The 12,854-nt window shown below is 58.7% G+C and carries 10 protein-coding genes and 1 pseudogene; 6 read left to right on the top strand and 5 right to left on the bottom strand.

From position 1 onward, the window contains the following. The first annotated feature begins 18 nt into the window (after window positions 1-18). Window positions 19-504 (top strand): YbjN domain-containing protein, encoded by a 486-nt coding sequence (locus HMPREF9334_RS08105; RefSeq protein WP_006692980.1) that lies wholly within the window; start codon window positions 19-21, stop codon window positions 502-504. 53 nt (window positions 505-557) lie between these two features. On the opposite strand, the gene HMPREF9334_RS08100 is transcribed toward HMPREF9334_RS08105, so the two are convergent. Then, window positions 558-1,286, bottom strand: a complete 729-nt coding sequence (locus HMPREF9334_RS08100) for a flagellar brake protein (RefSeq protein ID WP_006692979.1) — start codon at window positions 1,284-1,286, stop codon at window positions 558-560. Between the two features lie 174 nt (window positions 1,287-1,460). Here HMPREF9334_RS08100 and HMPREF9334_RS08095 point away from each other — a divergent pair, with 174 nt between their 5' ends. Both HMPREF9334_RS08095 and holB read left to right on the top strand, forming a co-directional pair. After that, window positions 1,461-1,916 carry a YaaR family protein gene (locus HMPREF9334_RS08095; protein WP_039957465.1) on the top strand — a complete coding sequence of 152 codons (456 nt, stop codon included), beginning with the start codon at window positions 1,461-1,463 and terminating at the stop codon, window positions 1,914-1,916. Continuing rightward, window positions 1,916-2,971, top strand: coding sequence for a DNA polymerase III subunit delta' (holB, locus tag HMPREF9334_RS08090; RefSeq protein WP_006692977.1), 1,056 nt, complete (start codon window positions 1,916-1,918; stop codon window positions 2,969-2,971). The genes HMPREF9334_RS08095 and holB overlap by 1 nt, the downstream gene beginning before the upstream one ends. Window positions 2,972-3,025: 54 nt before the next feature. Here holB and HMPREF9334_RS12635 read toward each other — a convergent pair. Next, window positions 3,026-3,176, bottom strand: a pseudogene (locus HMPREF9334_RS12635) (secretion protein HlyD). 114 nt (window positions 3,177-3,290) lie between these two features. Here HMPREF9334_RS12635 and HMPREF9334_RS08085 point away from each other — a divergent pair. The 3 genes from HMPREF9334_RS08085 (at window position 3,291) to HMPREF9334_RS08075 (ending at window position 11,244) form a co-directional block, all read left to right on the top strand. Continuing rightward, the gene (locus HMPREF9334_RS08085; protein ID WP_006692976.1) at window positions 3,291-4,397 is read left to right on the top strand and encodes a regulatory iron-sulfur-containing complex subunit RicT; all 1,107 of its coding nucleotides are present in this window, start codon (window positions 3,291-3,293) and stop codon (window positions 4,395-4,397) included. Further along, entirely contained in the window at window positions 4,390-5,133 is a 744-nt protein-coding gene (locus HMPREF9334_RS08080) for a tRNA1(Val) (adenine(37)-N6)-methyltransferase (RefSeq protein ID WP_006692975.1), read from the top strand. The genes HMPREF9334_RS08085 and HMPREF9334_RS08080 overlap by 8 nt, the downstream gene beginning before the upstream one ends. Before the next feature lie 150 nt (window positions 5,134-5,283). Then, window positions 5,284-11,244, top strand: a complete 5,961-nt coding sequence (locus HMPREF9334_RS08075) for an autotransporter outer membrane beta-barrel domain-containing protein (protein ID WP_006692974.1) — start codon at window positions 5,284-5,286, stop codon at window positions 11,242-11,244. A 133-nt stretch (window positions 11,245-11,377) separates the two neighbouring features. Here the strand turns inward: HMPREF9334_RS08075 and HMPREF9334_RS08070 are convergent, their stop codons facing one another. The 3 genes from HMPREF9334_RS08070 to HMPREF9334_RS12630 all read right to left on the bottom strand — a co-directional run bounded on the left by HMPREF9334_RS08070 (window position 11,378) and on the right by HMPREF9334_RS12630 (window position 12,675). Continuing rightward, on the bottom strand, window positions 11,378-11,776 hold the full coding sequence (locus tag HMPREF9334_RS08070; protein WP_006692973.1) for a thioesterase family protein: 399 nt from the start codon (window positions 11,774-11,776) through the stop codon (window positions 11,378-11,380). Window positions 11,777-11,860: 84 nt separating this feature from the next. Then, window positions 11,861-12,271, bottom strand: a complete 411-nt coding sequence (locus HMPREF9334_RS08065; RefSeq protein ID WP_006692972.1) for a type II toxin-antitoxin system HicB family antitoxin — start codon at window positions 12,269-12,271, stop codon at window positions 11,861-11,863. A gap of 26 nt (window positions 12,272-12,297) precedes the next feature. Beyond that, window positions 12,298-12,675 carry a type II toxin-antitoxin system HicA family toxin gene (locus HMPREF9334_RS12630; RefSeq protein WP_245535239.1) on the bottom strand — a complete coding sequence of 126 codons (378 nt, stop codon included), beginning with the start codon at window positions 12,673-12,675 and terminating at the stop codon, window positions 12,298-12,300. Window positions 12,676-12,854: the final 179 nt, after the last annotated feature.

The raw sequence follows: 12,854 nt of genomic DNA, 5'->3' as shown, positions 1-12,854 counted from the left end.
AATGGAGGAACAGACTGCATGGGACTTTTTGATGGCTTCAGTGGAAGCGACGAAGGGCTCAAGAACAGCGCATTTGAAGCAATCAAGGCGGAGCTTGACAAGCAGGATATGAAATACGGCGAGGATGTGACTGAGGACGGCGAGGAGCAGATCATCCGTATGCGCCAGCGGCTCGACAACGGCAGTGACGTGAGTATCGCAGTTGTCGTCACGGAGAAGGGCGATACGAACGATTTCATTAAGATCAAGTACTTTGGTCTCGTACGGCTCGATGAGAACTCGGATGAGAAGGCATTCCATGAAAAACTCAATGAATGGAACAGCCAGTACCGCTATGTGAAATTCGTTGTCGATGATGAGCGCGATGTCGTTGTTGACATCGACCTGCCGCTCGATCTGCACGATGGCATCTTCCAGCCGGACAGCTTCATGGCGATGGTCGGTGTTGGCCTGCAGGTGCTCGAGGAGGTTTATCCAGAGCTGATGAAGCTGCGCTGGGCGTGAGCTTGCGCAGAAAAGGGCTGCTGCACAATGTGCAGCAGCCCTTTCGCATATCCTCAGCTTCGTTTTGTGTGATCGATCTGCGGTACCTTCAGCCCCTTGCGCAGGTAGCTTTGCTGCAGCTGGTAGATGCTCTGCACGAGCCGTTCGCGCGTCCGGTTCGAGAGCGCATCGCCGAAGAAGATACCAATGTGATAGGTCATGCCGAGATTGGTCTCGATCGGTGTCGCCCGACGAATCGTTCCTTCCGTCTCAAGCGTTCCGATGTGCGGAAGGTCGGGCACGCGCACGGCGATCGGCGCGTCGATGATGAGCGGCTCGTCATGGACGAAGCACAGTCCGCCGCCGCTGATGTCGATGAGTGCGACTTCGCGGTAGTTCTTGAGACTGCCATGGTCGCCCGGCAGCTTCACCTCGATCGACATCGGGATGGGCACACGAACGAAGTCGCGCAGCTGGATACGCTCTGCACTTGTGGGGATGTCGAGATGCCAGATCGTATCCGGCAGCGGTGAGGCGGAGCGGTAGGGCACGGCAAAGTGATAGACACAACCCGCGCCCGTGAGATGGCATTGGAAGATCTGCCCCACCTCGGGCGTGTCGACAAACTTCTCGATGGGGATGTCCAACCGTACGGCGAGTATACCCGCAGGCTTGCCCGTCGTCTGCTTCTCCTCGCTGAGTTCAAGCGTGCCGTAGTAGTCGACCTCAAGTGTCTCCTCGATGATGTGAATGGAAGAACCGTGCCGCAGCAGTGCGGTCAGTTTGTCCCCCTCAAGCGTCATAATGTCATATCCTTTCCGCGTATTGTATTTCTAAAGAGAAGCATAACAAAGTACTGCGGCAAAGTCAATTTTCATGCGGCACAGATAACAGCTTTGACTTTAGTATTTGTTCAAGCTATAATAACAATCGGTGGATTATACCATTCTATTAAGGAAAAGGGATCGGTGGACGCAATGGCGATGAAAATAGACAGCAGTATTTCCCGCAGCACATCGATGACGATGCCGCGTGCGGAGACGGATGTGGGCGTGCGTGGAGCGGCGACCGACTTCAGCATGGAGCTTGCGGATCAGGAGTCGTCCATGTCGCGCGAGGCGATGGATCGACTGCTTGAGCAGATCGACAAGCAGGGGGCACGTCTCTCGAAGTCACCGACGTTTGACGAACTGCGCTCGTACCGCTCGCTCATCCAGAGCTTCATCGGCGAAGCGGTCGGGACGATGTACGAGCTGCGCACGCAGGCGGGCTGGGATCGCCTCGGACGGCAGAAGGTCTACACCTCTGTCCGCAAGATCGACCGCAAACTCGAGGAGATGGCGGAGAAAATCCGTCTCGGACAGGCGGATCAGCTCGACATCATCGCGAGCCACGATGCCATTCGCGGACTGCTCGTCGACCTCTATATGTAATGGCGCGTCCAAAGAAAAATGTACCTGCCCCCGCTCCGCTCTCTGACAATGCGGCGCGGGAGGAGTTCCCGCACGATTGGACGGACATCTGCGGTCATGTGGAGATCATTCGCCGTCTGCGGGCGCTTGCGGCGGCGGAGCGCCTGCCCCACGCCCTGCTCTTTTGCGGGATGGAGGGCATCGGCAAGCGACGCACGGCACGCGTGCTCGCGCGGACACTACTCTGCGCGAGGGGCGGAGATGCGCCCTGCGGGCACTGCGAGGCTTGCCGCACAATGGCGGCGGGCGTACACCCCGACTACTTCGAGACTGCGCCCGAGGTGCGCGGAAAGAGTGCGGCGATGATCCGTACCGAAGCGGTGCGCGACATCCTGATCGCGGCATCGGGGGCGCCCGTCGCGGGGCGACGGCGCATCATCCTCATTGATGGCGCGGATGCGATGAACGAGACGGCAGCGAACCGCCTCCTCAAGACCATCGAAGAACCGACGGGCGAGGTGCTCTTTATCCTCGTGACAAGCTCTTACGATGCCATCCTGCCGACCATCCGCTCGCGTGCCGTACGCATCGCGTTCGGTGCGCTGCCGCGTGCGGAGATCGCGGCAGCCCTCGCGGAACGCGGTGCAGAGAATGCGGCGGCAATCGCCGCACTTGCAGATGGCAGTCTCGGCAGAGCGTATGCGCTCGCGGCGGAGGGGCTCGCCCTACGCGATGAAGCAATCGCACTCCTCATGCAGCTCAAGGAGCTCAGCGTTGAGGAAATTTGGGCACGCGCGGAGGCCATCGGTGCACACACCCATGCGGAGCGCACGGCGTGGATCGGTTTTTTACAGATGGCACTGCGCGACCTCCTCGTCCTGCATGAGGATGGGGCGGCATCGGAACTCTACCATATCGACCGCCGCACGGAGCTCACCGCACTGCTCGCGAAGCTGACACGCGCGGACCTCTTTGCACTCATGGAGGCGACGCGCCGGCTCACGCGTCGCTTCGCGGCGAACGTGAACCCAGCACTGCAGGTAGAGGCATTTTTGTTGCGGGCGCGGGAAAAATAAGAACGCCCCTATCGGCTCGCAGGCTCGCCACTTCCCCCGTTGCGACGGGGGAAGCTAAGGAAGCACTGATAAATTCAGCCACGCCATCTTGACGCATCTTTTTTGCCCACACTGTGTCGACAAATCCTCCACATAGCCCTTGCTATGCGTCCGGTTTGTCTCCTTGTTCGGACGAAAAAATCTACGCCAATCTGACGGACTTCATTTTATCAGCGATTCCCTAATATAGTGAAATTGTCGTCCCCCCAGCCTCCCCCGCTATAACGGGGTGATCGCTTGCGGTGGCGGGGGCACATATATATAATCTCAGGAGGAAGTTTTGCAAACGATTGTAGGTGTCCGCTTCAAGTCGGCGGGCAAGATATATTCCTTTGGGCAGGGGCGGCTGACCATCGTCGAAGGCGATTACGTCATCGTCGAGACCACGCGCGGCATGGAGTGCGGTAAGGTCGTCGTTGCGTCGCGCGAAGTGCCGGACGAATCCGTCCCGCCAAACCTGCGCATTGTGCACCGCATCGCGGATGCCTCCGATCTCGCACGCATCGAGGAAAACCGTGCACGTGAGCGCGAGGCACGCACTGTCTGTGAGGAGAAAATCCGCGAACTCGACCTCAAGATGAAGCTCGTCGACGTGGAGCTCACCTTTGACCTCTCGAAGATGCTCTTCTACTTCACAGCGGACGGGCGTGTCGACTTCCGCCAGCTCGTGCGCGAACTCGCGGGCGTGTTCCGTACACGCATCGAGCTGCGCCAGATTGGCGTGCGCGATGAGGCAAAGATGATGGGCGGCATGGGCTGCTGCGGGCGGCCGCTGTGCTGTGCGACCTTCCTCGGCGACTTTGTGCCCGTCTCCATCCGCATGGCAAAGGAGCAGAACCTCTCCCTCAATCCGACGAAGATCTCGGGCATCTGCGGGCGGCTCATGTGCTGTCTGAAATACGAGAGCGAGGGTTACGGCTGCGGCGGCTGTATGCGTACGAAAAAGGTGGAGTACATCCCCGCACAAAATGACCGCGTGATCGCCGAGGATGGCGAGGGGCGCGTCGTGGCGGTGCACGAACAGCGTCGTACGGCGACCATCCTGATGGATGACGGCAAGACTGTTGTCGCCGCATGGGAGGATGTCGCACGTGCCGAGAGCGAGGAGGGCGCACCGTGCCCACATGCACAGCACAGGGAACGTGCCCCGCGTGAGCGTACCCCCAGAGAGCCGCGCGAGGGACGGGAGCGGCACGAGCGTCCCGTCGGAGGAAAAACTCGTAACGAGCGCAGCGAACGCACAGAACGTGGAGAGCGAGGGGGGCGTAACGTGCGCGGTGAACGCGGCGAGCGTTCCGCGAAGAATGCAGGGGACCGCCGCCGTCCCCAGAGCGGGCGGCGACAGCCGCGCCGTACACCCCGCGAGAGTAATGAATCTCATGAGTGACACGGCACAGTTGCGCCCGAACGAGCGGATGGACGACCTCTGCATGGGCGGGCGGCGCATCATTCAGCGCACGGATGAATTCTGTTTCTCCATGGATGCCGTTCTCCTCGCACATTTCCCAACGCTCACGGGGCGTGAGCGCGTGCTCGACCTCGGCACGGGGACGGGCGTGATCCCCCTCCTCGTCGCGGATTTTGCGGCGCATATCACGGCAGTGGAGCTCAGCTCCGTGCAGGCGGGGCTTGCCGTGCGTAGCGTACGGCTGAACCATCTCACAGACAAAATAACGGTGCGGGAGGGCGACTATCGCGACCCTCCCGCCCTTTTTGCGTGCGGAGAATATGATCTCGTATTCAGCAATCCTCCGTACCGCCCCGTCACGAGCGGCGCGGTCAGCATGGGGGCACGCGCGGCGGCACGGCACGAGCTGACGGCGACCCTCGCCGACACCGTACACGCCGCATCGTACGCCCTTCGTCACGGCGGACGGCTCGCTATGGTGCACCTGCCCGAACGGCTTGGCGAGATCGTCCTTGCCCTCCACGCGGAGCACCTTGCTGTCAAGCGTCTGCGCATGGTACAGCCGTGTACGGACAAAGCACCGAACCTCATGCTCATCGAGGCGGTCAAGGGCGCGGCACTCACGGGAATGCGCCATGAACCCGCACTCATCGTGCGCGATATTGGGGGAAAATACACAGAGGAGATTCGTGCAATTTACGGACAGGATGTATGAGCGTCCCGTCCCCCGCGGTTAAACTTTCATTTGACGTTTGGGGATGAGCGGCATATAATAAAAAGATGAGAAAACTTCATAGCCGATGAACGCAGTGCCATGCACTGCAGGGATGGATTCTTTCCAATGTGTAATGAAGGGGAGAAAGCAATGCTCAAAGGAATGAAAGCAAAGCGGCAGCTCGCCGCATTCGTGGCACTTGCCGTTGGCGGTGCATTTACAGGTGCGCCTGCGGTGTATGCGGCGGAATCATCGAATGACAAGAGTACGTCGGTTGAGATGAATGACAAGCGCTTCACTGGTGATGGGACGGCGACGCATCCCTACGGTGACATTGTCGGTACGAACCTGATGAACGGTTCGGTGACGGACAACACACTCACCATCGGCACGGCAGGGACAACGGACCTTCCCGTCGTCGTTGGCGATATCTCGGCGGGCGGAACGAGTACGACGACCACCGCTGTGACAGGCAATAAGCTCGTCATCAACAGCCTTAGCCTCACGGGAAATGCGTACGGTGGCATCGGCCTGAACATCGCGCAGGTCTCGGGGGCTTCGCAGACAAATCCAAACACGGTCAAGATGAATGACGGCATTGTCAAAGGTGCTGTCATTGGTGTGCGCTCGACAGCGGGCGGCGTGGCGAATGGCGGGGTGGAACTCGCAGACGGTACGCTGACTGCAAGGACCGACACCGGGACAGCAACGAATGGCATTGCGATTGCGGGCGGCATGGGCAAGACCTCTGCCATCAACAACACGGTTACGATAGCAAATGGCAAGGTCACGGGCAAGGTCTACGGCGGCTATGCTGAGAATGCAGCCGGCGGCACGACGGGCAACCGCGTTATCCTTGGCGATGCGAACGGGAGTGCCACACCGATCCTCCGCGATGCGTTCCTCTACGGAGGCAGCAACTCCACGGGCGTTTCGGGCGGCAGCCTCGATGCCATTCGGAACAACCACCTGATTGTGCAGACCAAGGGCATTACGGCAAAGTCCGCGCAAAACTTCCACACGTACGAATTCCATCTGAACACGGGTGTTGCAGCGGGCAACACCATGCTCACGCTCACGCACAACAACGACGCATTCGGACGTGCAGTTGCGTGGGAGGACATCAAAGTCGACGCGACAGGGTGGAGCGGCAAGGGCGTCAATGAACAGGGGAAGAGCGTGCAGGACTACTTCGGCGATGTCGGCACGGTCACGCTGATGGCAGATGGCAACACGGCGACCAATCGCACATCGAATCTGAGATTCTCCAACTATACATCGCCCGGTACAACGGATTGGAGCGGCGACTACGAGTACCGCATCAAGCTGCGCACAGAGACGGATACGGCGACCTCGACGACGCGCAACTACGTTGACGCAGAACTCCATCGCTACCAGAACGCGAACCATACGCATACGGGCGCACTCAGCGGACGGAATACAATCTATGGAGGTTATTCCATCTGGGAAAACCTCGGCGGACAGACCGGCAATAAAAAGGTCGTCCAGGACAATACCCTCGTACTCAACAACGCGACGGGGCTCGTTTCGGGCTACGGCGGCTATACCTCCACGGGTGCGGATGCCGTGCGGAACAAGCTGACGCTGAACTCCGGCACGATCGAGAACCTCTTTGGCGGTGTTGCAACGGGGACGGGACTGGTCGATCACAATGAGGTCACAGTCGCGGATGGCACGGTGACGGGCGATATCTTCGGCGGCAAATCGGACAATTTGACCTCGGGCAATGGCATTGCCTACAGCGGAACGGGGACGGTCACGAACAACAGCGTCACCGTCAACAAGGGAACGGTCAACCGCATCACGGGCGGCTACGGTACAACCACCGTCAGCTCGAACAGTGTTGCGATTAACGGCGGAGCAAATGCCTCGCGTACCACGGTCTACCCCGTTGTGCATGGAGAGGTCAAGGGCGGCGCGATTCGCGGCGATAACAGCGTGGACCGCAAAGCTGAGCAGAATACGGTCACGATCACCGAGGGCGACATTCAGGCTACCGTCTACGGTGTATTCGGTGAGCTCTTCGGCGCGGGCAGCTCCACCAACGCACATGTTCAGCTGGTCAACGACAACCATGTCAAGATCGGCGGCGGCTCCGCGCACAAGATCTACGGTACATATCTGACGGGCTACGGCACTGCGGCGGGCACCGGCACGGCGACGAACAACACCGTCGAGATCTCGGGTACCGCAAAGGTCTCTGAAACGGCATACGGCGCAGCGGCAAATGGCAATGCGAGCCTTTCCTCGAACAGCGTCACCGTTAAGGGCGGTGCTGTGCATGATGTCTACGGCGCGACGGCGAACGGCACGGGGGCTGTGAAGGACAATAGCGTCACCATCGAGAACGGCAGGGTGGATGACAACGTCGTCGGCGGTGAGAACACCTCAACGAGCACGAAGGCGGGCTCTGTTACGGGCAATACGGTCACGGTCAAGGGCGGCGAAATCGTCGGCGACATCTATGGCGGCATGACCTATGCGACAAGGTCTTCCGGCTCCGGCGGCTCCGGCACTACGACAACCTCCGGCGGCAATACCGTCACCATTACGGGCGGTACGCTCACGGGCGGTACGCGTCCCGACGGCACCCTGCGCGGCAATGTGTACGGCGGCTACGCGCGTGGGACGGATACATCGGTCGAGCAGAACAATGTGGTCAACCTCGGGGCGGATGACGGCAGCTACACGGCGAACCTTACACAGGCGACCATCTATGGCGGGCACAGCACAGCGACGGGCAATACGCTGAATGTCAAGGGGAAGAACATTACCGTCAAGGGTGTTCACAATTTCACGAACTATAATTTCTACCTCACGGACAAGATCGGCAAGAACGCAACGATGCTGAAGGTGACCGATCACAACGGCTTTGAGAACCAGTACTCGGGAACCACGCCTGTGAACTTCTCGAATGTTAAGATCAACCTTCAGAATATGTCGGCGAAGCAGATTGCGGGGCGTGTTACCCTTCTTGAGGGCAATGACGACTACGCGCTGAAATTCCAAAACTACACCCCGACGGCAGCGTGGCTGATCTCCCCGACACACAGCGACTACGAGTACGCACTGCGCCTCGAGCGTTCCGACGGCACCGAGGCTCCCACCGGCACGACGACGGGCAGACGTGTTCTGTTGGACTACAACCGTTTCCAGAACGGCAACGTCGCATACGATACGACGAGCGACGATGTAGACTGGTTCGCGGGGCGCTCCTACGGGGGGCATACGACCGAGCATAATATCCTCACGATTGACAAAGCACTCAGCCGCGATATCACAGCATACGGCGCGAAGACGATGGGAGCGTCCGGCGGCTCCGGCGGTACGCGGGGGAATACACTTGAGATCAAGTCGACGGGCAGCAATGCCTACCAGGTGACAGCAGGCTACGGCGGCTATATCCACGAGGCTGCCAACAGCGGCAAGGTGGAGAACAACGTCCTGCGTATGTCGGGCGGCAAGGCGGGCACGCTCTATGGCGGCTACTCAGCGGGCACGGGCGAAGTCAGCGGCAACAACGTCTACGTCACGGGCGGTACAGTGTCGGGCAATATCTATGCGGGCTATGCTGCGGCCGCAGGACAGGCGAAGGGCAATACGCTCACACTTGGTGCGGACGACGGCAGCTACGGTGCGACCATCGCAGGAAATATCTATGGTGCAAACGATAGCGGCGTGGGCACGGGCAACACGCTCGTCGTACAGGCGGGCAATGTCTCCGTGCAGCAGGTGAAAAACTTTGACACCTTCAAATTTGTCCTTCACAACGACACACTCATCGACCATACGATGCTCAAGATTGAGCAGACGGGCGGTCTGGGCGGTACGGTTGACATGGCGAATATCACGGAGGATGTCAGCAAATTCCACCTGAACCCGACATGGACGGGCTCGCATTCCGTAAAGCTCATCGAGAGCAACGGACAGATGACATTCTCGAACTACGCGAAGAACCAGGATCGTACGTCCAAATACGCGAATACGAACTATGAGGTCTACCTGCATACGGAGAACGATCAGACGCAGGGGGCTGACCTCCTGCTGACCTTCAACCGTCTGCGCGACGGCGACCGCAGCTATGACAGCACCAACGCATCGGCGGCAGACAGCAGGGTGTTCACGGGCATCTCCGCGATGAATCACGATGTGGAGAACAACAAGCTCCGTATTACGGGCGTACACGCAAGCGGCATTGACAACTACGCCGCAGCGGGTGTCACCACGGGCACCTCCGGAAGCCTGAAGAACAATATGCTCACGATTGACAGTGCAAATGCGCTCAAGATCCGCGATGTCTATGGTGCATACGCAGCGAACACGAGCACCTCGGGCAGTTCGGGCGGCAGCGGCTCGGGCAGCAGTGGATCCGGCAGCGGATCGAGTACGATGAGCGGCAACGGTGTTATCCTCACGCGCGGTGCGCTGACCGGCAACATCTACGGTGCCAAGAGCGAGAGCAAGGTAAAGGCGGACAGCAACTATGTCACCGTATCGGGCGGCTCGGTCTCGGGCTCTGTCTATGGCGGCTGGTCGAAGAACGACGATGCACAGAATAACAGCGTCGTCCTCTCCGCCGTCCACATCGGCGGCGATGTCGTCGGCGGCTATGGAGAGAAGAATGCCAAGAACAACAGCGTCACGCTGCGCGGCACCGAGGTTATGGGCAGCATCTACGGCGGTCAGATTGGGAGCGGCGTATCGGCGGCTGTCAAGGACGGCAACACGCTGAATGTTTACGACATGGGGGCAAAGGTCGGATATTTCGAGGATTTCCAGAACCTCAACTTCTACCTCTCCCCGCGTGCTGACCTCTCGAAGTCCATGCTGACCACGACGCAGGCAAAGAACAAGGATATCAGCGGCAGCACGATCACCATGGAGCTGGACGGCGGATATGCGCCGGTCGGCGTGGGCGATGACATCAGCCTCGTCAGACTGCCCGACGCACAGAATATCGTGACGGCAAACAACCTCTCGGGCACAACCTATCAGACGACGAAGGGCGTTACCCTCGACTATGAGTACACACTGAATACGCGTGGTACGGCATCGACGGGCACGAAGAACGAGCTCTTTGCACACGTCACGAATATCAAGGTGAAGGACGAGACGAAATCCCTCGTCGAGACACAGGCAGCAGCGATTGCCTTCCTTGCGAGCGGCTCCGATCTCCTTACGGATGTCGGTATCCCCGCAGCCGAGGCGGCGGCGACCCAGATTGCGGACATCGTGGACACCCCGTATGCCGGCAGTGAGAAGAACTCTGCTGCTGCTTCCGTTCCACTCTCCACGCTCGGCAGCTATCAGCTGTTTGCGGCGCAGAGCTTCGGCAGTATGCGTCTGAAGTCCGGCTCCTACGTCGATACGAAGGGCTGGAATCTCAACGTCGGCTATGCACGCCGCAACGAGCTTCTGGACAGATCGCTCACCTTCGGCCCCTTCATCGAGTACGGCAGGGGCAACTACGACTCCTACCTCGACGACGGTACGCACGGCAGCGGCAAGACCAGCTACCTCGGCATCGGTGTCATGGCAAAGTCGGAGAGCGAGAGCGGCACCTATCTTGAGGGCAGCCTGCGCGTCGGTCGTGCAAAGAGCGACTACAGCGGCATCATCGGCGCGAAGGGCACCGGCTACGATCTGTCGAGCAGCTACTTCGCCGGTCACATCGGTGTCGGACAGAAGCGCGAACTCGCGAATGGCAACAAGATCGACACCTATGCGAAATACTTCTATGCACACCAGGCGGGCGGGAGCGCAACCCTCTCGACCGGAGAGCCGTATGACTTCGGCGCATCCACCTCGAGCCGCATCCGCTTCGGCACACGCTTCACCATGAAGAACGACATGGACGGCGAATTCTACGCAGGGCTCGCGTGGGAGTACGAGTTCGACGGCAAGGGTACGGCATCCTATCAGGGCTACAGCCTCCCGAGCACCAGCCTCAAGGGCAGCACCACGCTCCTTGAACTCGGATACCGCTACGCTCCCGTGGACAGCACCGTCAGCTACGGACTGAGCCTCACGGGCTTCAAGGGCAAGCGCAAAGGCTTTACGGGCGGATTCAACATCGCGTGGGCATTCTAAAAACATTTCCCCAAGCCTTCCCCGTATGACGGGGAAGGGGAACCGCGAAGCGGTGGAAGGGGCACATAACAAAACGCAAGAGAGCGGCACAATCGCGTGCCGCTCTCTTGCGTTTTTGTCTATTTCTGATTTCTTAGCGTTTCCCCTCTGCCTTTGCCATGAATTTATCCACGGCGACGGCAAAGCGGGTGTGCGTGCCCGCGCCGATCTCCTCGCGCTCGTCATACGCCGTCACCTTGAGCGAAATGGCGCGTCCGTCCACCGCCGTCACCTCGGCAATGGCGCGTACCGTCAGCCCCGTCGGGGTCGCCGCGCGGTGCGCGATGTTCAGCGAGGTCCCGACCGTCGTCCAACCCTCGGAACACTCCTGCTGACACAGCTCCGCCGCCGCACGTTCCATCAGTGCCGCCATCGCGGGCGTTGCGTACACTGCGAGTGAGCCACTGCCAACCGTCAGCGCCGTATTTGCATCCGTCACCGTGTCCACAGCCTCATGCGTCATACCGACGGCGATCTTACTTGTGTAGTCCATGTGAAAATCCTTTCTGTTGTTCAAAGCGTTCTCACTACCGCAAACGATCTTCCTTTCCCACTGTGGCAGGAGAGACTTTAGGGCTCATACTGCCGCTTCTTTTTGGTAGAGTTCCGTAAGTGCGTCCTGCAGCACCTTTGAGACATTCAGACGCTTCTTTTCGGCGAAGGTGTTCAGCCATGCCGGGATGGTGAGATTCTTGCGGATGGACTTGCTGCCGTACTTCGTGGCGTATGCATCCATATCGAGGGAGAGGAGACTCACGAAGCCCTCGCCCATCTCGGGATCGGGGTGGATGTCTTCCATGCGGCTCGCGGGCGGCGCAGTTCGCCCATCCTCGAGCTCGCCGAGCACCCAGCCGGATGCAGCGTCCTCGCCCATTGCAATCGCCTCGGGGAGGGAAGCACCGCCCGAAACACAGCCGGGCAGATCGGGGACAACGACAGCATATGCTTCTTCATCTGCATAAAAAATTGCGGGGTATACAAGTTTCATGTGATAGTCTCTCCTTTACTCCGATATTAGGGTCTAATACCTGCACCTTTCAAGATGTTCTTTACGATGATAGCTGCTATATCACCGGGATGATTTGGAACGGTGAGCGTTTTACTGACACCATCTCTTTGATATTGGTAGTGAGATCCCTTCGTTCGTACCACATACCAACCATTCTTTCTTAAAAGACGATCCAACTCGATAAATCGCATCTCACCACCTCCATCTATATTATAAGCATAATGCGTATGACTGTCCAGAGGCATGGGGGCTTTGCGGAGGAGGGAATTAGAGGCGATATTATTACATGAAAGAATTTGATATTTATCAGATTCATATTTTGGTAAAATTTTCAAAAAATAACGGAGATAATTAGAAAAACCATTGACAATGATAAATGCCATCATGTATTATACCTAGAATAGAATGAGTCTCAGTCTGTAGATGAGACCTGCGGCAGAAATTCCGTGATAGGATTGTTCGCGTGAGCGTTAGAGGAGGAGCAAATGTTCAACGGGTTAAAGGCGAAACGGCAGTTGGCGTTGTATGTCGCACTTGGGTTGTCCACTGGGGGGGGCTGCTG

This window comes from Centipeda infelix ATCC 43532 (genome assembly GCF_000234095.1).
In the GTDB taxonomy this organism is placed as follows: Bacteria; Bacillota; Negativicutes; order Selenomonadales; family Selenomonadaceae; genus Centipeda; species Centipeda infelix.
This window is presented reverse-complemented; position numbering and strand designations above follow the sequence as displayed.

What these genes read in the sequence shown, in the direction of transcription:
- holB (WP_006692977.1), top strand. Translation starts at nt 1,916, where the DNA reads ATGGCGCGTCCAAAGAAAAATGTACCTGCCCCCGCTCCGCTCTCTGAC.
- HMPREF9334_RS08075 (WP_006692974.1), top strand. Translation starts at nt 5,284, where the DNA reads ATGCTCAAAGGAATGAAAGCAAAGCGGCAGCTCGCCGCATTCGTGGCA.
- HMPREF9334_RS08100 (WP_006692979.1), bottom strand. Translation starts at nt 1,286, where the DNA reads ATGACGCTTGAGGGGGACAAACTGACCGCACTGCTGCGGCACGGTTCT.
- HMPREF9334_RS08105 (WP_006692980.1), top strand. Translation starts at nt 19, where the DNA reads ATGGGACTTTTTGATGGCTTCAGTGGAAGCGACGAAGGGCTCAAGAAC.
- HMPREF9334_RS12630 (WP_245535239.1), bottom strand. Translation starts at nt 12,675, where the DNA reads ATGGCATTTATCATTGTCAATGGTTTTTCTAATTATCTCCGTTATTTT.
- HMPREF9334_RS08095 (WP_039957465.1), top strand. Translation starts at nt 1,461, where the DNA reads ATGGCGATGAAAATAGACAGCAGTATTTCCCGCAGCACATCGATGACG.
- HMPREF9334_RS08070 (WP_006692973.1), bottom strand. Translation starts at nt 11,776, where the DNA reads ATGGACTACACAAGTAAGATCGCCGTCGGTATGACGCATGAGGCTGTG.
- HMPREF9334_RS08080 (WP_006692975.1), top strand. Translation starts at nt 4,390, where the DNA reads ATGAGTGACACGGCACAGTTGCGCCCGAACGAGCGGATGGACGACCTC.
- HMPREF9334_RS08065 (WP_006692972.1), bottom strand. Translation starts at nt 12,271, where the DNA reads ATGAAACTTGTATACCCCGCAATTTTTTATGCAGATGAAGAAGCATAT.